Source organism: Synechococcus sp. BL107 (assembly GCF_000153805.1).
Classification (GTDB): domain Bacteria; phylum Cyanobacteriota; class Cyanobacteriia; order PCC-6307; family Cyanobiaceae; genus Parasynechococcus.
Genome location: NZ_DS022298.1, coordinates 1,439,423 through 1,459,515 on the forward strand (window position 1 = coordinate 1,439,423; position 20,093 = coordinate 1,459,515).

At 54.4% G+C, this 20,093-nt stretch carries 22 protein-coding genes and 1 other RNA gene; 13 read left to right on the top strand and 10 right to left on the bottom strand.

The window, feature by feature from the left end; translation table 11 throughout:
* Positions 1–40: 40 nt before the first annotated feature.
* Complete coding sequence (locus BL107_RS07460; protein ID WP_232192838.1) at positions 41–1,210, top strand: class I SAM-dependent methyltransferase; 1,170 nt, start codon at positions 41–43, stop codon at positions 1,208–1,210.
* On the opposite strand, the gene aroB is transcribed toward BL107_RS07460, so the two are convergent.
* Positions 1,179–2,291 (bottom strand): 3-dehydroquinate synthase, encoded by a 1,113-nt coding sequence (gene aroB / locus BL107_RS07465; protein WP_009789701.1) that lies wholly within the window; start codon positions 2,289–2,291, stop codon positions 1,179–1,181. The two genes, BL107_RS07460 and aroB, sit on opposite strands and share 32 nt — an antisense overlap.
* A gap of 46 nt (positions 2,292–2,337) precedes the next feature.
* On the opposite strand from aroB, the gene BL107_RS07470 reads away from it, so the two are divergent.
* From BL107_RS07470 to ssrS, 3 genes are all read left to right on the top strand, one after another.
* On the top strand, positions 2,338–3,210 hold the full coding sequence (locus BL107_RS07470) for a carbohydrate ABC transporter permease (RefSeq protein ID WP_009789702.1): 873 nt from the start codon (positions 2,338–2,340) through the stop codon (positions 3,208–3,210).
* Positions 3,211–3,265: 55 nt separating this feature from the next.
* Complete coding sequence (locus BL107_RS07475) at positions 3,266–4,444, top strand: 5-(carboxyamino)imidazole ribonucleotide synthase (protein WP_009789703.1); 1,179 nt, start codon at positions 3,266–3,268, stop codon at positions 4,442–4,444.
* Positions 4,445–4,451: 7 nt separating this feature from the next.
* Positions 4,452–4,635: non-coding RNA, 6S RNA (gene ssrS, locus BL107_RS12265), on the top strand.
* Positions 4,636–4,670: 35 nt separating this feature from the next.
* On the opposite strand, the gene BL107_RS07480 is transcribed toward ssrS, so the two are convergent.
* On the bottom strand, positions 4,671–4,946 hold the full coding sequence (locus BL107_RS07480; protein ID WP_037988880.1) for a DUF2103 domain-containing protein: 276 nt from the start codon (positions 4,944–4,946) through the stop codon (positions 4,671–4,673).
* A 59-nt stretch (positions 4,947–5,005) separates the two neighbouring features.
* Here BL107_RS07480 and BL107_RS12270 point away from each other — a divergent pair, with 59 nt between their 5' ends.
* A complete protein-coding gene (locus BL107_RS12270; protein WP_009789705.1) occupies positions 5,006–5,248 on the top strand; it encodes a hypothetical protein in 243 nt (80 codons plus the stop codon).
* 1 nt (position 5,249) lies between these two features.
* Here BL107_RS12270 and clpS read toward each other — a convergent pair whose 3' ends face one another.
* Positions 5,250–5,546, bottom strand: a complete 297-nt coding sequence (clpS, locus tag BL107_RS07485) for an ATP-dependent Clp protease adapter ClpS (RefSeq protein ID WP_009789706.1) — start codon at positions 5,544–5,546, stop codon at positions 5,250–5,252.
* Between the two features lie 70 nt (positions 5,547–5,616).
* On the opposite strand from clpS, the gene petN reads away from it, so the two are divergent.
* Both petN and BL107_RS07495 read left to right on the top strand, forming a co-directional pair.
* A complete protein-coding gene (gene petN, locus BL107_RS07490; RefSeq protein ID WP_009789707.1) occupies positions 5,617–5,718 on the top strand; it encodes a cytochrome b6-f complex subunit PetN in 102 nt (33 codons plus the stop codon).
* A 162-nt stretch (positions 5,719–5,880) separates the two neighbouring features.
* A complete protein-coding gene (locus BL107_RS07495; protein WP_232192841.1) occupies positions 5,881–7,245 on the top strand; it encodes a hypothetical protein in 1,365 nt (454 codons plus the stop codon).
* On the opposite strand, the gene psb29 is transcribed toward BL107_RS07495, so the two are convergent.
* Positions 7,227–7,874, bottom strand: a complete 648-nt coding sequence (psb29, locus tag BL107_RS07500; RefSeq protein WP_009789710.1) for a photosystem II biogenesis protein Psp29 — start codon at positions 7,872–7,874, stop codon at positions 7,227–7,229. The genes BL107_RS07495 and psb29 overlap by 19 nt on opposite strands.
* A 79-nt stretch (positions 7,875–7,953) precedes the next feature.
* Between psb29 and clpP the strand changes: the two genes are divergently transcribed.
* A complete protein-coding gene (clpP, locus tag BL107_RS07505; RefSeq protein WP_009789711.1) occupies positions 7,954–8,547 on the top strand; it encodes an ATP-dependent Clp endopeptidase proteolytic subunit ClpP in 594 nt (197 codons plus the stop codon).
* A complete protein-coding gene (locus BL107_RS12275) occupies positions 8,544–8,684 on the top strand; it encodes a DUF2256 domain-containing protein (protein WP_009789712.1) in 141 nt (46 codons plus the stop codon). The genes clpP and BL107_RS12275 overlap by 4 nt, the downstream gene beginning before the upstream one ends.
* 192 nt (positions 8,685–8,876) lie before the next feature.
* Here the strand turns inward: BL107_RS12275 and ftsH are convergent, their stop codons facing one another.
* Genes ftsH through pyk form a run of 3 tightly spaced genes read right to left on the bottom strand, consistent with a single transcriptional unit; the run spans position 8,877 to position 13,556 of the window.
* Complete coding sequence (gene ftsH / locus BL107_RS07510; protein WP_009789713.1) at positions 8,877–10,805, bottom strand: ATP-dependent zinc metalloprotease FtsH; 1,929 nt, start codon at positions 10,803–10,805, stop codon at positions 8,877–8,879.
* 57 nt (positions 10,806–10,862) lie between these two features.
* Entirely contained in the window at positions 10,863–12,092 is a 1,230-nt protein-coding gene (locus BL107_RS07515) for an ABC transporter permease (RefSeq protein ID WP_037988297.1), read from the bottom strand.
* Between the two features lie 12 nt (positions 12,093–12,104).
* Positions 12,105–13,556 (bottom strand): pyruvate kinase, encoded by a 1,452-nt coding sequence (gene pyk / locus BL107_RS07520; protein ID WP_009789715.1) that lies wholly within the window; start codon positions 13,554–13,556, stop codon positions 12,105–12,107.
* A 57-nt stretch (positions 13,557–13,613) separates the two neighbouring features.
* Between pyk and BL107_RS07525 the strand changes: the two genes are divergently transcribed.
* Both BL107_RS07525 and BL107_RS07530 read left to right on the top strand, forming a co-directional pair.
* Positions 13,614–13,943, top strand: a complete 330-nt coding sequence (locus BL107_RS07525; protein ID WP_009789716.1) for a nucleoside triphosphate pyrophosphohydrolase family protein — start codon at positions 13,614–13,616, stop codon at positions 13,941–13,943.
* A gap of 10 nt (positions 13,944–13,953) precedes the next feature.
* Entirely contained in the window at positions 13,954–14,424 is a 471-nt protein-coding gene (locus BL107_RS07530; RefSeq protein WP_037988882.1) for a hypothetical protein, read from the top strand.
* A gap of 12 nt (positions 14,425–14,436) precedes the next feature.
* Here BL107_RS07530 and BL107_RS07535 read toward each other — a convergent pair whose 3' ends face one another.
* The 3 genes from BL107_RS07535 to ilvA are packed head-to-tail and all read right to left on the bottom strand — an operon-like array spanning position 14,437 to position 16,829.
* Positions 14,437–14,733, bottom strand: a complete 297-nt coding sequence (locus BL107_RS07535) for a YggT family protein (protein ID WP_009789718.1) — start codon at positions 14,731–14,733, stop codon at positions 14,437–14,439.
* 24 nt (positions 14,734–14,757) lie between these two features.
* Entirely contained in the window at positions 14,758–15,255 is a 498-nt protein-coding gene (gene scpB, locus BL107_RS07540) for an SMC-Scp complex subunit ScpB (protein ID WP_037988299.1), read from the bottom strand.
* 44 nt (positions 15,256–15,299) lie between these two features.
* Complete coding sequence (gene ilvA, locus BL107_RS07545; RefSeq protein WP_009789720.1) at positions 15,300–16,829, bottom strand: threonine ammonia-lyase, biosynthetic; 1,530 nt, start codon at positions 16,827–16,829, stop codon at positions 15,300–15,302.
* A gap of 79 nt (positions 16,830–16,908) precedes the next feature.
* Here ilvA and dxs point away from each other — a divergent pair, with 79 nt between their 5' ends.
* Positions 16,909–18,840: a 1-deoxy-D-xylulose-5-phosphate synthase gene (gene dxs, locus BL107_RS07550; protein WP_009789721.1), complete on the top strand. Its 1,932-nt coding sequence runs from the start codon at positions 16,909–16,911 to the stop codon at positions 18,838–18,840.
* A gap of 18 nt (positions 18,841–18,858) precedes the next feature.
* On the top strand, positions 18,859–20,067 hold the full coding sequence (locus BL107_RS07555; protein ID WP_009789722.1) for an NAD(P)/FAD-dependent oxidoreductase: 1,209 nt from the start codon (positions 18,859–18,861) through the stop codon (positions 20,065–20,067).
* Positions 20,068–20,093 lie beyond the last annotated feature (26 nt).

Here is a 20,093-nt window from a genome sequence, read left to right on the forward strand (position 1 = left end):
GGACCTGCTGCATTGACGGGCATTCTCTCCAATGGAACCGATGTCTGCGGCTTGCCCGTCATGGCTAGCAATGCATCTGAAACAGCTCGGCGGTGTGACCTCGTTCCGTCGGTACATGGATCTTGCACTCAATGATCCCAACGACGGCTTTTATGGCTCTGGTCGCGCCCGAGTATCCCGCGATGGCGATTTCGTAACGTCGCCCGCCCTGGGATCCGATTTTGCCGGGCTCCTTGCCAGCCAAGTCGTGCGATGGCTTGCTGAATTACCCGCGGATCTCCCAACACTTTCCCTCATTGAGATCGGTCCTGGAGAAGGCGATCTATTGGCCGATTTGGTGGATGCGATCGCGGATCAATCACCCCAAATGTTGCATCGCCTCGAATTGGTGCTTGTGGAGGCCAATCCAGGCATGAAGCAACGGCAACAAGAACGCTTGCAACACCAAACCAAGTTTCCGATGCGTTGGTGTGGCCTGGATGAGCTCGTGGCAGCACCGCTGCGGGGCGTGGTGTTGGCCCATGAATTGTTGGATGCACTTCCCGTTGAGCGATTGACGTACGACGAAGGAGTGATGTGGCAACAACTGGTTGAGCTTGATGACGATGGTGCACTGGTGTTTTCAAAGGGCCCCTTGCCAACCCAGCTCGCAGATGAAATTGAGCGGGTCTGCAAACGCTGTGGACTGGACTTGCCACCGCCGGATGCTGATCCGGGCTGGACGACGGAATGGCATAGCGACTCGTTGGGTTGGTTCACTCAGCTGGGTCAGGTCCTGGATCAAGGTGTGCTTCTAGTGGTGGATTACGCCTTAGAAATGCACCGTTACTACTCCGCTCGTCGTTCCGATGGAACGTTGATGGCGGTTCAGGCCCAACGCGCTGGTCTTTCTCCACTCCACAAGCCTGGTTCCCAGGATTTGACCGCACACATTTGTATCGAAACCGTCGAAGATGCCGCCGTTCAGGCGGGATGGAGCTGCTTGGGGCAACTCAGGCAAGGCGAAGCTCTGCTCGCTCTTGGGCTCGCTGAACGTTTGTATGGTTTGCAATCGCTTCCGCCAGGGGACTTGCCTCAAGCCCTGCAACGACGGGAGGCAATGCTGCGGTTGGTGGATCCATCCGGACTCGGGGACTTTCGCTGGTTGTTGTTTGGCAAGAGGGTGAATCCAGCCAGCTTCAAGCTGCCAACTGCTCCAGACAGTGCGTGATCTCGTCGCGGCTGATGTCGTTTTGAATCTCGACCGAACCGATCCCTGTCGGGATAACAAACCGAAGCTGACCGTCCCGGACTTTTTTGTCGCCTTGGAGTGTTTGCAACACAGCCTCAAGATTGAGTTCGGGCCAAGTGGTGGGTAACCCTGCTTTGGCAATCAGCCGCTTTTGGCGTTCCGCATCGATGCGCGACCAGTTGCCCCGTTGAACGGCTAGCTCCCCGACAGCAACCATGCCCAGAGCAACAGCTTCGCCATGCAGCCAAGTTCCATAACCACACAGCGCTTCCACCACATGGCCAAAGGTATGGCCGTAGTTCAGGACGGCACGGAGGCCTCCCTCCCGTTCGTCGGCCGCCACGATGCGGGCCTTGGCGGACGCAGATCGTCGCAGGATGGATTCGAGTCTTGTGCGCCCTAATCCACCAGGGCTACTGGGATCGTCGCAAGATTCAAGTTCATTGAACAGGTCGGGATCCCCGAGAATTCCGTACTTGATCACTTCGGCCATCCCAGCTCGAAATTCTCGAATCGGAAGGGTGTCCAAGGTGGTTGGATCGATCAATACCAGATTCGGCTGATGGAAAGCGCCGATCAGATTTTTGCCACCAGGGTGATTCACCCCTGTCTTCCCACCGATGGAGGCATCCACCATCGCCAACAACGTTGTTGGAACTTGAACAACGCCGACACCTCGCAACCACGTGGCAGAGGCAAATCCGGTCATGTCTCCCACGACGCCACCGCCGAGGGCCAACATCATCGAACTGCGTTCCAATTTGAACGAAAACGCCGCGTCGTGGATTTGCGACACGGTGCGTAGCAGTTTTTGCTCTTCCCCCGCCTCAATCACGAGCATTTCAACGTTGTATCCCTTCTCTCTCAGGCTGTTAAGGCATGCATCGCCGTAGGGAACGGCAACGTCTGCATTGCTGACGACGAGGATTTTCTTGCCTGGCTTTGCCCCGAGACGACTGAGTTCTTCGCCCACTGTTCCCAAGACACCGTCACCAATGACGATGTCGTAGGGGTTGCGCTCGAGGGCGACGTTGATGCGGTGGGCGTTAGTCGTCGTCATTGAACCAGGGGAGCCCATCTACTCTCGCAGCAGAGAACCAAGCGTCGTGCGCAACAGTCTGACGGCATGGGCGTTTTTGTTGCCGGCACTGGTTTTAATCAGCCTGTCGGTTTTGATTCCAGCTCTGATGGCTTTGGTGATGAGTTTCACCGCCACGGGACTGGATGTCAGTGAACCGCTTCGTTTTATCGGTTTTGCCAATTTTCAACGGCTTCTGGCTGATCCGATGGCACGACAAGTGATGCTCACCACTTTTTTGTATCTCGTTGGTGTTGTGCCGCCGATTGTGTTGGGTGCATTGGCTTTGGCGGTGTTGGTGAATCAAAAGCTGCCTGGGCAGACGTTTTTGCGCGGGGCGTTTTACACCCCAGTTTTGGTTTCGATCGTTGTGGCAGCCATTGCCTTTCGCTGGCTCTATGCCGAAAACGGTTTGATCAATGGATGGTTTGCCGCTGTTTTTGGTGACACGTTCTCGCCAATTGGGTTTCTAACGGTTCCCCATTTGGCGCTTCCCGCCGTGATGCTTGTGACCCTGTGGAAGGGCTTGGGGTACTACATGGTGATTTTTTTGGCGGGCCTACAGGGCATCCCAAAAGAGCTCTACGAAGCTGCCGAGCTCGATGGCAGTGAGGGTTGGCGAAAGCACCTCGACATCACGCTTCCACTGATGCGTCCTTACGTCACCCTCGTCGCTGTGGTGTCGTCGATCGCTGCAACCAAGGTTTTTGAGGAAGTGTTTCTGATGACGCAAGGGGGGCCGGCTGATGCCACACGAACCATCGTTTATTACGTCTACGACCAGGCTTTTTCAGAATTGGAAATCAGTTACGCCTGCACCTTGGGTTTGGCTCTGTTCTTCATGGTGATGCTGTTAACCCTGGTGAGGTTGGTGCTGGCGGGCGACCGATCCCTCATCTAAGGGTGCATTTGCCCAAGGGAGTGGCAAGCTGCCAATAAGCAGTGCTGAGCCAGGGATGTCCACGTCGGACACGATGATCGGTGTAGTGGGGGGCGGTCAGCTGGCGAGGATGCTGGTGCAAGCAGCTTCCGCACGGTCGATACCGATCGCAGTTCAAACTTCGTCTGCGAGTGATCCGGCTGCTGATGCTGCGGCCCGCATTGTGGAAGCTGATCCCCGTGATGTGGCAGGAACCCGCGAGCTGGTGGAGGGTTGTGAAGGAATCACCTTTGAAAATGAGTGGGTCAACATCGATGCGTTGATTCCCCTCGAACAACAGGGCGTTCGCTTTCGTCCTGCGTTGGCGGCTCTTGCTCCACTGGTTGACAAGTTGTCTCAGCGAACGTTGTTGGACGAATTAGCCATACCCAGTCCACCTTGGTGCCCCCTAAGTCTTATTTCTCCAGCGCAGCCATCTCTGCCGCCGGGCTGGAATTTCCCGGTGATGGCGAAAGCAGCCCGTGGCGGATACGACGGGAAGGGAACGATTGTTTTGGAAAATATTGATGCTCTGGCTCAGTTACTCCGATCGGTCGACATTTCTGATTGGCTTTTAGAAACGTGGGTGGATTATGAGCGCGAGCTTGCCCTGGTGGTGAGTCGAGATGCCAAGGGTCGTCTTCGGAGCTTTCCACTCGTGGAAACGCACCAACATGATCAAGTTTGCGACTGGGTCTTGGCACCAGCAGGAGTGGATCAGGCTGTCGAAGCTCTCGCCTACAACGTTGCGGCGTCCTTGCTTACAAAATTGAATTACGTGGGTGTGTTGGCCCTTGAATTCTTTTATGGACCTGCCGGATTACAGGTGAATGAAATTGCGCCTCGTACCCATAACTCCGGTCATTTCTCAATCGAAGCTTGTACGAGCAGTCAGTTTGATCAACAGGTGTGCATCGCAGCTGGGCTTCCAGTGCCAACGCCGGAACTGAGAAGTGATGGCGCATTGATGGTGAATCTTCTCGGCCTTAATCCAAGCCAGGCTGCCCCGCTTGAGCAGCGGTTGAGCGCGCTCCGTGAAATCCCCAATGCTCACCTTCATTGGTATGGAAAATCACCGGAGACCCCAGGCCGCAAACTCGGCCACATCACTGTGTTGTTGAACGCTAGTGATGCAGAACATTGTGAACTCCAAGCGAAGGACGTCTTAAACGTTGTGCGAGGAATATGGCCCGTGTTCCCCTCAGTTCAGGACTAAACTGTTTATTGAACTGCTGTGTTGGTGAAGGCCTTTTCTAGTGCTCTGATCTGACTCTCTTTCGACTTGGGGAGGCTGTCGTGACGGTGACGTAAACCGGCCTTGTAGCTGGAAACGAAGCCCCACTTTGACTCCCCTTCTGGTTAACCCCAGGTCGACCACAATCGGTCACACGGCATGGTGGTTCACCCTTATCACTCAACCGCTTGACGACTCGGCTTTGCACCTAAGGCCGATGACGTTCCAGCGCACTTTGCAGCTGAGATTCCTCAAGATTGGTCACGATGAACACTTCTTGGACACTGCTCCCTTTCCGCGCGACCAGCTTGTAGCCGCCGCGGATGGTTGTGGATACGCGTAATTGCAGGGACTGACTTCGCCCCCTGACGCGATTAATCACAGCAGGGGTGATGGTTTGGATTCCTTTTTCCCCAGCCAGGGATTTCAACCAAGGGATTAAACCCTCGACATAGGTGCTGTGGGTAATAACGACCCGTCCCAAACCTGAATCAAAACCCAAGAACTGGTGAAAGCTAGCGGGAACGGCTATGCCGAAGAGAGGTGCTCTCGGTCGTGATGTTGAAATCCGTCGATGCTGTGCATATTGCTGTTCACGGACCTCTGACGAAGGCCTGTGGCCCTAAGACGCGAATGCTGACTGCGGAAGTTCATGGCCCAGAGGTTCGGGGTCTTGCACTGTGTCCAGGTCGTGTCGTTCGGTACGTGTTCGATGCACGGAACGAACACTTCAAAACCATGGATCTTCTCAGGCTGGCAACATCGACCCGTCTGCCTGCGGCGTGACTTAACAGCGATCTAAGGGAGCCATGGTGAGTCCCTCCGTTTGCAGTTGTTGGTGATACAGCTCAGCTTGCTCAAGCGGCCCACGCCACACCTCGGCAGATCCCTCACCATCAATGCGATGGGCCAAACCCCAGGCCTTGTCTTCGTCCATGCCGGGAATAATCTTTCGAAGACAATCCACGACATGTTGGAAGGTGTTGACGTCGTCGTCGAGAACGATGACTTTGGCTTCCGGATAGCGCTGAGTGGTTTTTTGCCGCTCCAGAAGCGTCGAAGATGAAGGGCTGGAGCTGGTCATGACAGTAATTTTCAATGGAGCTGGAGCAAACGCAAACCTAGGTAGGATTTTTGAAACAGACCTGGATTCAGTGTTATTCACCGTCGCCTGGGCATCTCTTGCCGCCATGTTCAGTTTCTCAATCGCGATGGTGGTGTGGGGTCGTAACGGTGACGGCACACTGAAGTTCTGAACGCACCGTGCTTTCAGATTCACCGTTGTTGAGCCAAGCCTTAGCAATAGCTGCAGCGTTTTTACTGGTTTTTGTCAGTGTTTCGGTGATTTATCTCTCCGCTATTGAATGGCGAGATCGTCGTCGTAGAAAAGTTCCTTCTCGCTCTAGCCGTTGACGTTGATGGTCCCCCGTTGTTTTCGGGACCATCCGATCACAACGGCTTTTATTGTCCTGTTGAGCGCAGCCTCTGGGGCGAGACTCCTTACGTCCGGTCGTGCGCTTGCGCCCAGGTTGTCCGATCAGGGGAGTCTGCTTTTTTTTCTTCGGGAATCTCGGTTAATCCAGAGCTTCAACGTTGATTCCGCAGAGTTGCCCCCAGATGTTTGGCAAAGGCGTCTTGGCCTTAAAGCGGCAGCCAAACGATGGCAGTCATCCAAAGGACATCGCTGGTGGATGGTGTGGCTTCAAGATGGATCACCGTTATTGGTGCTTCATCGGACAAAAGCCAGTGAGCCTTCAAGGGTTTCATCGACGTTCCCAGATGTCGAACTTTTGTTCGCAGACGAACTTCATCGAAAAAGCTTTTTCTCGAAATCTCCTTCCCGAATTTCAACGCGTTCCATCCTTGAAGAAGACTGCATTGATCGGCTCACCAGATCCCCTGCAGTTGCTTGGAATCCCTCGGGTTTATCGGCCATCGCAGGACCCCTTGCCTTTGCGTTGAATAGCGGTTCTCATGGCTGCCTGAGCTTGACGTTGGATGGACGTCAACGATTGCGCCTCGATGGATCGGTCTCGTCAAGACCGCTGTCATCAGCGCCAAGGTCCTTAAGACGTCCCCCTGGAATTGAATCCGGGTTTCAGGCGTTCGTTGATGCCACCCCAATGAACAATCGGCTTGCTCTCCATTGGCAAGGCGCTTCGACGAAGCCGCTCTTCTCCTCACTTCTTCAACGCCGATTGATTTCGGATGCGATTGAAAAAACCTACGGCCTCACTCCAGATTTTCAGGCTGCATGGTTAGGAGCCCCTTTGGATTTAAAGGCTCAACTCAGAAACGACGGCCCTTTTAAGGCATCAATTCAGCTCAGCGTTGTATTCCATGCTCGGCATGCTGAAACACTTCAGACGGGTTTGACATCCGTGGCCTCAAATCTTGAACTGCGAGGTTTGCGGCCTCAGGTGAGTCCGTCGGCTGCTGGAACCAACGGTCAATCCACAGTTCTCATGTGGAAAGGCCAAGGACAATCTGTTCTTGGACGATGGTCTGTGGACTCGACGACGCCAAATCAGATCTCCCTTCAACTATCCCTGGGTGGAGCGTCAGTTTCTCGTCTTCCGTCTTCAATCCAGAGGCCAACCTCAGGATTGCGCATCCGTTTTGACGCCAAGCAGCTACGAGATTTGGGCTGGTTGAAGGCAACATGGCCCAGGTCGGTGCAGCAAGCAGGCCAAGGGGAGCTTCTGCTTAAGCCGATGCTGGGCCACAGATCTGGACAAGCAGAGACCTGGTACTGGCTGAAAGGTCAGCTTTCACTGCGTTGAGCCTGCTCTGCCTGACGACGTTCTTTCTTCCGCCGCTCAGCTGCAATTGTTTCCTGGACGAGCTCAACAGCTGCAGACATGCGTTCACTGTTGGCGGCAAAAAGGCTGAGGTCCTTTTCGACCCTCTCCGCAGGGAAGTTGAGGGTCGTGGAAACCTCTTTGCAGCGTTTACGCAATTCAGTTTCATCCGGTTGCTCAGCATCTCCCTTGGCTTCCTCAAAGAGACGGAAAACACCAATCGCCATCAGCCGTGAATAGTGACTACCTTCACCAAGCTTTTGTTTAGCCAGGTGAGACTCCATGCCGTCGATCGATTCAGATTTGGCTGCATCGATGCATTGCTTGGATTCTTTGCGAAAGGTGGTGGCGTTATACCCGTTGCTGCTGCATAGAGCGTCAAAAAGACCGGTGATGTGGTCTTCAGGGCGATATCCCTGGGAGAACGTCTCGAAAACGGTGCACAAGCCCACTGAGAAGAGAGGGGTGGTCTTAAAACTGCTCTGATGACTCAGGAGGTGCAGCTCCACAAGCAGTTCATCGGCCAGTCTCCGGTAAAGCGGTGCGATGACATGGGGGAAGGCCTGGTGAAACGCCCGCTTGCTGTCTGCGATGGTTTGACGTTCGCCCAACGGTGGCACCCCGAATGAATGGCGAAACCCTAGCGTCGAAGCCGTCCCCGTTAGGATTATTAAGTTCGCTAATGGCCAAATGATCCCCATCGTGATCGAGGAGTCCGGCCGGGGGGAAAGGGCCTTTGACATTTACTCGCGACTCCTTCGCGAGCGAATCATCTTCCTCGGGGAAGCCGTAACAAGTGATTCGGCCAACAGAATCGTTGCGCAAATGTTGTTCCTCGAGGCTGAGGATCCTGAGAAAGACATTTATCTGTACATCAACTCCCCCGGTGGGTCCGTTTACGACGGTTTGGGGATTTTCGACACCATGCAACACATCAAACCTGATGTTCAAACGGTGTGTGTTGGTCTTGCCGCAAGCATGGGGGCCTTCCTCCTTTGTGCAGGTACAAAAGGAAAGCGGAGCAGCTTGCAACATTCCAGGATCATGATTCACCAGCCGCTGGGTGGAGCGAGCGGACAGGCCAGTGATATTCGGATTCAGGCTGATGAAATTCTCTACCTAAAGGATCGTCTGAATACAGAATTGTCTGACCGCACCGGTCAGCCCCTCGACCGTATTCAAGAAGACACTGACCGTGATTTCTTCATGTCTCCAAGTGAAGCCGTTAGTTACGGACTGATTGATTCAGTGATCGACAAGCGCCCTGTGCAAGCGGTCGCTTGAGAAAAACCCCACGTCCTTCCAAAATCTGTCCAGTTTGCCAGCGACCCTTCGAATGGAGAAAAGCATGGAAACAATGTTGGGAGGATGTGGTGTATTGCTCAGAACGATGTAGACGCCGAAAAAATACAATTAAGTGATTGAGTACTTAGATAGGTTTAAATTCTGATATAAATTATCCCGCCTTTTTTCTTGCAGGGGTGTGTTCTAATTAGCTTTGTTTGTGTTGGTGTCTAAATATCTGTAATTCATCATGGTCATGGTCAATTAAAAAGCTCCAGCCATTGATTAATGGCTGGAGCTTTCAATGAATCACAAGAAATACTTGTGAATCAGTTCAGAATTGGCACAGTTCGGTCCTTTTCAGGAACTGAAGTGAATTCAGCAACGATTGATTTAAATTCGTCGCCATCCATGGTTTCTTTCTCAATCAGGATTTCGACCAACTGATCCATAGCTTCCCGATTGGCTGCAACTAAGGCGACTGTTTCTTCATAACAACGCTTCACCATGCTGCGAACCTGGGTATCCACCTGTTGGGAAATCGACTCGGAGATTTCACTACGAGACATCAAATCCCTGCCTAGAAACACTTCTTGGCCACCGCCCTCAAGTGCTACAGGTCCAAGGTCACTCATGCCAAGCCGGGTGACCATGTTCCGAGCCATCGAAGCCACTTGCTGAATGTCACCGCCGGCACCTGTGGTGACCTCCTGATGACCAAACACCACGTCTTCAGCTGCTCGACCACCTAAGGCACCCATGATGCGAGCCTTGAGCTGGGCGCGGGTAACCAGTGTCTGCTCCTCGTCAGGGGAGAACCAGGTCAGGCCTTGGGCTTGGCCGCGTGGCACAAGGGTGACTTTTTGGACAGGGTCGTGGGCTTTGACCAGGGTTCCGACAAGAGCATGACCTACTTCGTGGTAAGCAATCAGCCGCTTGCTACGGCCATCGGTTAGTGGACGTCCTTCCATGCCGGCAATGATGCGATCGACAGCGTCGTCGATTTCACTCAAGCCAATGGAATCCTTTCGGCGTCGTGCGGTCAGGATTGCCGCTTCATTCATCAAGTTGGCTAGATCAGCACCGGTGAAACCGGGGGTCCGGCGGGCAATACTTTCCAGAGAGAGTTCACCATCAAGCTTCTTGTTGCGGCAGTGAACATCAAGAATGGCGAGGCGTCCTTTGATATCTGGTGCATCAACGGTGACCTGGCGATCAAAACGACCGGGACGCAATAAGGCCGAATCAAGAACATCAGGACGGTTGGTGGCCGCAATGATGATGATTCCGCTGTTTCCTTCGAAACCATCCATCTCCGTGAGGAGTTGGTTGAGAGTTTGTTCTCTCTCGTCGTTGCCACCACCAACGCCAGCGCCGCGTTGACGACCAACGGCATCAATCTCATCAATAAAGATCAAGCAAGGGCTGTTTTCTTTTGCCTTTTTGAACAGATCGCGAACACGGCTGGCACCAACACCAACAAACATCTCAACGAATTCAGAGCCTGAAAGGGCAAAGAACGGAACACCGGCTTCACCGGCGATGGCTTTGGCGAGCAAAGTCTTGCCAGTGCCAGGAGGTCCGACGAGTAAGAGACCCCGAGGAATTTGAGCACCAACAGATGTGAACCGTTCTGGCTGCTTGAGGAAGGTGACGACCTCTTCGAGCTCTTGCTTTGCTTCTGTGACGCCTGCGACGTCGTCGAACATCACACCGGTCTCAGCTTCCATCATGAATTTGGCCTTGCTTTTGCCAAATTGCATGGCCTGACCTGGACCGCCAGGCATGTTGCTGTTGCGTCGGGCCAAGAAAATCAGGGATCCGATCAAGAGCAATGGGAACAACAAGTTGCCCAAGAGTCCAAGCGCTGGCGGGGTGCTCTTGGGGGGGTGGACATCAAAGCTGATGCCTTCTTGCTTCAACGTATTGATCAACTCAGGGGCCAAGCCAGGCAGATCAACCCGCAAACGTTGTACGCGATTATCTAAGTCTGGATCGACAGCTTCAACAACGGCATTACGACCACCGTCGTAGATATCAACAGCGGTGATGCGACCGGCTTCCACATAATCCAGGAAACGCCCGTAGCTCATCCTTGCTACGGCGGCGTTACGGGGGGCAACCGTGGGGCTATTGCCGCCACTGTTGTTTTGGCTCATGCCATTGATCCCGCCGTTGCTGAGGACCTGCCAGCCAATCAGCAGCACAACGCCAATCGGCAACAGCCATAGGGCAAGGAGGCGCCAGCGCTGATTCATGAGCCTTTTTAAGAATGACTGAGTGTAAAGGGAATCCTTAGATCACCGAGGGTGTCTCTAGAGGCTTCTCAAAGCAACGATTGGATCGAGGCGAGCCGCCCGTCGTGCAGGAACAACACCAAAGAACAAGCCGATCGATCCCGATAGCCCAACTGTGATCAGAACCATGCCTGTGCCAATGCTCGCGGGGAGCGGGGTTACAGCTGCCACTAGACCCACGGCACCAAGTCCCACCGCTGTTCCGATGACTCCCCCAAGACTGGAAAGAACCAACGACTCCACCAAAAATTGTTGGAGTACATCGCTGCTCCGAGCCCCTAGCGCTTTGCGTAAGCCGATTTCCTCGGTGCGCTCGCTTACCGACACCAACATGATGTTCATGATGCCGATGCCTCCGACGAGCAGGGAGATCCCTCCGATTGAGGCGAGCATCAATGTGAGCCCACCTGTGATTGTTCCGACGATCGTTAGGGCATCTTTTTGAGATCGAACAGCAAAATCGTCGTCTCGAAGGATTCGATGGCGTTGACGCAACAGATTCGTAATTTGGAATTTGGCAGCCCCGGTGCTCTTGTCGTTTTTGGCTTCAACGCTGATAAAACTCAAGCTGATGCCATAGGTGGGATCACGTCCGGTGAGGCGATTCACCATCGTGCTCAACGGGATGTAGGCGTTTTCGTCTTGATTGCTCCCAAACACAGCACCTTTTGGTGCCATCACTCCGATGACTTCAAACGCCTGGCTGCCAATCCGGACCTGTTGGCCGATGGCATCGCCGGTAGGAAAGAGTTTCGTTCGTAGGTCTGGACCAATAGCTACCACGGCTCGCGCGGCTTGTTCGTCTTGGCTGTTAACAAAACGTCCGCTTGCGATTTCGAAGCTACGTACGGGCACAAAATCTGCGGTGACTCCTGAGATTGAGCTGGTTGCGCTGCGCGCTCCTGCTTGAACCACTTGACTACTGGTGATCTGTGGAGCCACGCGTTTGACGCTTGGTACCTGTTCTGCAATTGCTGTTGCGTCTTCAAGAACCAACGTCTTTGGAAAAGCAACCCCTCGCCGTCGTGTGTCGTTGTTCCCAGGAACGACAAATAAAACGTTGGCCCCGAGGTTGCTGAGCTGCTCTTCGGCGAGCCCTTGAGCACCTCGACCAACCCCGACCAGCGTGATGACGGATGCGTTGCCAATCACGATGCCCACCATCGTGAGAAAACTGCGGAGGCGATTCGTCCGCAGCGTCGTTAACGCCATCCGAACGGTTTCAGTTGACTTCATCCGACGGACCATCGCGTTTGAGCCCTAGAAAAAGCTGCAGTCGTCGGCCGAGGTCACAACACCAACTTTCACCAGGTCGGTGGAACCCGATACCCCGGAATGGGTACCAGCGGTTTGCACTACGAGATCTCCTTCTTTGAGCAGGCTGAGATCCTTGGCTTTTCGCATGGCGGTAATAAACGTTGCTGTTGTGTCGTTTTCTTCGGGCACCACGAGTGGGGTCACTCCCCAAACAAGTTGTAGACGGCAGGCTACGGATTTATCAGGTGTGACGGCGAGAATCGGCGCTGCCGGCCTGAATTTGCTCACGTTGTGGGCCGTTGCTCCAGTTTTTGTAAGGGGAATGATGGCGGCGGCGTTTAGCTGGCTTGCAATGGTGCTAACGGCTCCGCTCAAAGCATTGGGAATCGTGCTCGGAAGGTGGCTGTCAATCGACCGTTCTGGGTAATCCTTTTCAATTCGCCGGGCGATGGTGGCCATGGTCTGTACCGCCTCTACTGGGAAATCGCCAACGGCGGTTTCGTTGGAGAGCATGACGGCATCGGTGCCATCAAGGATCGCGTTGGCAACGTCGCTCACCTCAGCGCGTGTTGGACGAGGACTCGATGCCATGGAATCGAGCATTTGCGTTGCGGTGATGATCGGAATTCCAAGACTGTTGGCCTTGCGAATCAGCTCTTTCTGCAAAAGGGGGACTTCCTCTGCGGGCATCTCAACCCCCAGATCACCTCGGGCCACCATCACGCCATCACACAGAGGGAGAATCGCATCGATCTGATCGATGGCTTCAAATTTTTCGATCTTGGCCACGACTGGGGTTTCGTGGCCATGTTCTCGAATGAGACCACGGATTTCTTCCATGTCGGATGGGTTCCGCACGAAGCTCAGAGCAACCCAATCCACCCCTTGGCTCAACCCGAAGGCGAGATCTTCTTTGTCCTTGTCGGTGAGTGCACGGACGGACAATTGAACATCGGGGAAATTGACCCCTTTGTTGTTGGAGAGAACTCCTCCCACCGTGACGCTGCAATGGAGCGTCTGCTGCCCTTGATCGACGCTTTCCACCTTCATCTCCACCCGCCCATCATCCAAAAGGATGCGGCTTCCAGCGGTGACTTCATCCGCCAACTTCGGGTAAGTGACGGTGGCGATGCTCTGATCGCAACTCACGGGCCTTGATGTGAGCGAAAAAGGGTCGCCGTTGGACAGGGTGATGGGTCCATCGGCAAAACGACCCAACCGAATCTTTGGACCTTGGAGATCCTGGAGAATTCCAATGGTCTGGCCAAGCTCTTCTGACACCTGGCGGATGGTTTTTATTCGCTCGGCGTGATCGCTGTGATCGCCGTGGGAAAAGTTCAAACGAAAGGTTGTGGCCCCAGCCCGGACAAGCTCTTTGATCTGGTCGGGGCTTTCTGTGGCCGGACCGATCGTTGCCACGATTTTGGTCCGGCGGTTCAAATCGAACTGGCCCATATCGAGGCTGGAAATCCTTGCGGAAACTACCATCCGGGGCGATTCGACCACACCTTGATGGATCTGAACACTTATCAGTCTGCTGCGCGTCAAACAGCCAGCTATCCCGATGTGGGCCGGAATCCCATCTATCCAACCCTTGGTTTGACTGGGGAAGCTGGAGAGGTGGCCGACAAAGTGAAGAAGGTCTTGAGGGATCAAGACGGGGTATTTGACGACTCAGCGCGTGAAGCGATCAAACTTGAGCTGGGTGACGTGCTTTGGTACATCGCGCAGCTGTCCATGGAACTGGGCTATGACCTTGAGGATGTTGCTGCAGCGAATCTCGCCAAATTGTCCAGTCGTGCGGCCCGTGGCCGTATCTCTGGCAGTGGCGACAAACGCTGATCTGAACTTGATGCTGCGCCAATCAATTCGCTTCTTCGTTGTTCTTGCCTGTGTGTTCACGTTGGCGATGCCAGCAATGGCGGCTGAACTTCAGCTCACCGGAGTTCACCTCGACACGTGTAATGAAGAGGAGGGAGGCCAGCCCGACTTCAAGCGTCCAATGGGTGCAAGTTGCTATGTGCTGCGCGGAGAGGTGGAAAACCCAGGGCGTAAGCCAATCATCGATACGGATGTTTACGCCCGAATCCTGGATGCCAGTGGTGAACCAGTGCTGCAAAACCGAACTCGGGTCGGCTCCATCGGAGATGTGGCGCCTGGGTCTCAGCCCTTTGCCTTAAGGCTCACCGTGCCTGCAGGAACGCCAGGCCCATTTGTTGTGAAAAATGCCAAGGCTCGGGGTTTTTCAGCTCCTGTAAGAACCCGAGCTGCCGATGACGAAGATGATCTCTTGCCGCTTGAACGCCAAGTGGCAGTTAATTGAACCGATCCGCAACTACCAGCTGCTGCCAGACATAAAGAATGCGCTAATCGACTGATTCACCAGGCTTTGCAGCAGATTCAGAGCGAGAAAAGCCAAAAGTGCCGAGAGATCAATCCCACCCAAAGGAGGGATCAGACCTCGAAATGCATTGAGATAGGGATCTGTAATAGCGCTGACGCTGCTTAAAACAGGGTTGCTCCAGTCCAAATTTGGGAACCAGCTCAGAAGAACCCTGACGATCAGTACGAGGGAATAAATCTGCAGGGTCTGAGCTAACACCTGCAGCAACGAGACGGGGAGCATTTCCATGACGTGACCTGATCTACAACAACTTTATGCAGCCTCCGCCAGATCGGTTGCACCTAAGTCAGGAAGTACGGAGAAGGTGCGGTGAAATTTTTCAGTCAGGGTGATCCAATACGACCGGCCATCATTTTGTCGACGCCGCTCGATGAATTCTTGTGCAAGCAGTTCTTTGATGTGGTCGTAGGCCCCTGACCCCCGCAGATCCACCAGATCTGATTGAAGAATGCGCTTTTTTAAAGCAATTGTGGCGAGAGTCCGAAGCGTTGCTGTCGAGAGATTGACAGGCAAAAGGTCCTTTACCAAATCGCCAAGTCCCGCACGCAACTGAAGACCCCAACGACCGTTCTGATGAACGATTTCTAGGGCCGATTCTCGTTGGGCGTACAAGGTTGTCAGTGCAATCAGCGCCTCTTCAACCTCTTTTCGATCCACCTCGGAGAGCTCAGCGAGTTCGCCCACGCTCACTGGACGACCCTTGAGATACAGAATCGCCTCCAAACGAGTGGTGAGGGAGGGGGACGTCATCTCAAGCTCTACCCCTTAATTCGCTCAAGGTACCGCTTCGTTCCTCACAGGAAAAGGCTGTAAGCAGGGTTCTTACTTTCTTCCCAAAAGGCGTAACCCAATTCGCTGAGAAAGCTGGTCCAACCGTCCATTTCAGTTTTGGGAATCAAAACGCCTACAACGATTCGGCCAACGTCGGCACCGTGATTTCGATAGTGAAAAATGCTGATACTCCAACTGGGATGGAGCGCCGTTACAAAATTCATGAGGGCGCCGGGCCGTTCGGGAAATTCGAAGCGGTAGAGCAATTCATTGCAGTCCCCCGCACAGGCCTCTCGAGCTGATCTCGGTAGGCGTCCACCCACCATGTGTCGCAAATGAACTTTCGCAAACTCGTTGTCGCTCAGATCAAGGCAGGGAAAACCGTTGTTCGAGAGATGCTCAACAAGAGCGAAACGGTCTTGCTCATTGTTGACCTGAACCCCAATAAAGATTTGAGCTCGCACTCCCTCCGTCATGCGATAGCTGAATTCGGTGAGGCTGCGCTCGCTTAAGCAACGACACAACGCACGAAGACTTCCGGTCGTTTCCGGGATTTCTACAGCGAACATCGCTTCTCGCTCCTCTCCGAGCTCAGCCCGCTCTGCGATGAAGCGCAATCGTTCGAAATTCATGTTGGCCCCGCAGGCCACCCCAACAAGACGCTTCCCTTCCATGTTTCGATCAGCCACATCCTGTTTCAACCCAGCGATCGCAAGCGCTCCAGCTGGTTCAAGGATTGATCGTGTGTCCTCAAAGACATCTTTGATGGCGGCACAAATGGCATCGGTGTCCACGGTCACCATGCGATCGACATGACGACGGGCGAGATTAAAGGTGTGCTCGCCGACCTTTCGAACGGCCACGCCATCGGCGAATAAACCCACCTTCTCCAACTCAACGCGATGCCCGCACCGCAGGGATTGGGTCATCGCATCGGCATCGATAGGTTCGACACCGATGACTTCTGTTTCTGGCCAAAGCTGCTTGACGTAGGCCGAAATCCCTGCGATCAGGCCCCCACCACCAACGGCGACGTAAATCGCATCCGGTGGCTCCTTGCTTTGCCGCATGATTTCCATGGCAATGGTGCCTTGACCAGCGATGACCTCTGGGTCGTCGAAGGGGTGGATGTAGGTCAAGCCTTCTGCTTCGCAACGCTTTTGCGCTTCCGCCGAACATTCGTCGTAGGTCTCGCCGTGCAAAACCACCTCACCGCCCAAGGCACGGACGGCGCGGATTTTGACCTCGGGCGTTGTTTTGGGCATCACGATCACCGCTCTGCAACCCAAACGGCGCGCACTTAGGGCCACTCCTTGGGCGTGGTTGCCAGCACTGGATGCGATCACACCGCGTTGAAGATCCTCAACAGGGAGTTGCACCATTCGGTTGTAGGCGCCTCGAAGCTTGAACGAGAACACCGGCTGTAGGTCTTCTCGTTTCAGCCAAATCTGGTTCTTCAGCCGTTGGCTGAGGTTGGGAGCTGGATCGAGAGGGGTTTCCCGGGCCACGTCATAAACACGTGCTCGGAGGATCTTTTGCAGGTAATCGGTCATTTCTCCATTCTTTCAACCTCTGGGTGCCCCTCTTGAAGAGAGGGAACCCGTAGATTGATTGAGAAGGAGCGGGTTGTGCATGCATCTCGGAGATCTCAAGCATCCGAACGAGTTGCACGGCCTCAGTCTTGCTGAGCTCGAAGACGTTGCTCGCCAAATCAGGGAACGCCATCTCGGCGTGGTTTCAACGAGTGGTGGTCACCTGGGACCAGGTCTGGGTGTCGTTGAACTCACCATTGCTCTGTATCAAACCCTTGATCTCGATCGGGACAAAGTTTGTTGGGACGTGGGGCACCAGGCCTATCCCCACAAGCTGATTACCGGACGCTTCAATTCCTTTGACTCTCTCCGGCAGCAAAGCGGTGTTGCTGGTTATTTGAAACGTTCTGAGAGCCGATTTGATCACTTCGGCGCCGGCCATGCCAGCACCTCGATTTCCGCAGCCCTCGGAATGGCTTTGGGCCGTGATAACCGCGGTGAAAATTTCAAATGTGTTGCAGTGATTGGGGATGGTGCCCTAACGGGGGGCATGGCCCTTGAAGCGATTAACCACGCTGGACACCTTCCCAATACGCCCTTCTTGGTGGTGTTGAACGACAACGACATGTCGATCTCGCCTCCGGTGGGTGCTCTTTCGAGCGTGTTGAACCGAGCACGATTGAGCCCCCCCATGCAGTTTTTGTCGGGAAGCGTTGAAGAGAGTGTTCGACATTTGCCTTTCATGGGGGGTGAGCTCCCAGCTGAGTTGAACCGTTTGAAAGGCAGCATGCGTCGCCTCGCGGTCCCCAAAGTTGGTGCTGTTTTCGAGGAGCTCGGCTTTACTTACATGGGGCCGATCGATGGTCATGACATCGGCGAGATGACTCGCACCTTCCAAGCGGCCCACCGTGATGGCGGCCCTGTTTTGGTCCATGTCGTGACTAAAAAAGGCAAGGGTTATCCCTATGCCGAGGCTGACCAAGTGGGCTACCACGCCCAGTCGGCCTTCGACTTGAGCACTGGTAAGGCCATCCCCTCAACCAAACCCAAGCCTCCGAGCTACAGCAAGGTGTTTGGCCAAACGTTGGTCAAGCTCTGTGAGCAAAACAGTCGCGTTGTCGGAATCACGGCTGCGATGGCCACCGGCACCGGACTCGACCTACTCCAAAAAGCTGTTCCCGGTCAGTACATCGATGTTGGTATTGCTGAGCAGCATGCGGTCACCCTGGCAGCGGGCATGGCCTGTGAAGGTTTACGCCCCGTTGTCGCGATTTACAGCACCTTCCTTCAGCGCGCTTTCGACCAACTCATTCACGACGTCGGAATCCAGAAGCTTCCAGTCACGTTTGTGCTCGATCGAGCTGGCATCGTCGGCGCTGATGGTCCGACGCACCAAGGTCAGTACGACATCAGCTATTTGAGGGCTGTCCCCAATTTCACCGTGATGGCTCCGAAGGATGAGGCGGAGTTGCAGCAGATGATGGTGACGTGTCTCCAGCATGATGGACCCACCGCTCTGAGGATTCCCCGTGGTTCGGGAGAAGGGGTTCCTTTGATGGAAGAGGGTTGGGAGGCCCTTTCGATTGGCCGTGGCGAATTACTTCGGGAAGGAAATGATTTGGTGATCGTTGCCTATGGCTCCATGGTGGCCCCTGCCATGGAAACGGCAACGTTGTTAGAGAGCGCCGGTCTATCTGCTTCAGTTATCAATGCGCGTTTCCTAAGGCCCCTGGATCAGGCATTGATTCATCCTTTGGCGCGTCGCGTTTCCCGTGTCGTCACCATGGAAGAAGGCACATTGTCGGGTGGTTTTGGCGCTGCAGTTTTGGAGTCCCTCAACGATCACGACATCAATGTTCCTGTTTTAAGGATCGGCATACCTGATCAACTGGTGGACCACGCCACGCCACAGCAAAGCAAGGAGGCATTGGGTCTGACTCCGAAGCAGATGAGTTTGAAAATTCAACAGCGCTTTGGTTTGGGATCTGGTGATGCAGCGAAATCCTCGCCATTCCAAGCGGTTCAAGCTTGAACGCTTTCCCGTCGCGGGATGACCTTCCTGATCGCAGGCGCTGGTCCAGCTGGAGCTCGCCTGGCAGCCGTCTTATCTGAAGCAGGGCGAGAGGTGGTCCTCGTCGAGCGGCTCACGGACCCTCACCGGAATTCTTTTTCAAGTGCCGCCCTGTCTTGTGGGGAGGCTTCACGGCTCAATCTTCCCCATTCTGCGTGGTCTGCGACCTGGAGTGGGTGGCAATTGCTGGATCCCAGCGGACAAGAACATCAGTGGTGGAATGACGATCCCCTTGGAGTGGTATTGGACTTTGGTCGGTTGCGTTCCGCGATGTGGTCCCGTGCACGAGCTGCCGGGGTGGAGGTTGTAACAGGATGCACTGCTCGAATTGAGGCGCTCCAGAGCGATAGTGCCCGTGTCCTTCTTCAACACGGAGATGGTCGTCGTCAGCACCGACACGTGCAGTGGGTGATTGATGCCACAGGTTCATCGCGTTGTCTGTTGCGAGAAGCCTCGGTGCCTCCGCCATCGTTGATCGATCCTTTGCTGGAAGGCATTGGTGTGGAGTGGCTCCTACAAGCCGATGATCGGGTTTCGCCTCGTTGGCTCGACCGCATCAGTTTTTTCCTCGGCACGCGCTGGATTCCCCACGGCTATGGATGGATTTTTCCAATGGGAAACAATCGCCTCAAGGTGGGGGTTTGTTGTTTGGCGCCAGGACAGATCAGGGGCTCTAAAAATGACCTTTTGGCTCGACTTCAGGCGTTGCTGCGCAACTGCAAACTTGAAGGGTGCTCCGTCTTGGATCGCCATGGCGGCGTGGTTTCCAGTTCGATAGCCAGACGCGAATCGCTTGGTTCTGGCGCGTTATTGGCCGTAGGGGATGCTGCAAGTACAGCCAACCTCTTGGGAGGTGAGGGGATTCGTCATGCGATCGACAGTGCGGATCTTCTCGCTGAAACGCTTCTGAATGCCGAGGCTCGGAATCAAGTGGGTCCCGATCAAGCCGATGCCGTTCGTCAAACCTATGAGCAGGCGCTTCATTGTTGGTTTGGCTGGCGCTGGCGTGTTGCCGGAAAATTGGCCCAACGCACCTGGTGGGGGTTGGATTCTGCTTCTGCGGATCGACGGGTCGAACGCATTATTCATGGGTTGTCTAGAACCTCTTCAGCTCAAGACCTATCCAGTCTTTTATTCCACTACCGATTTGAACGGTATGGACTTCGACTTTTGCGCTATTTGATCTGAATCTGGGGGACGGATGGTGTCTCCCA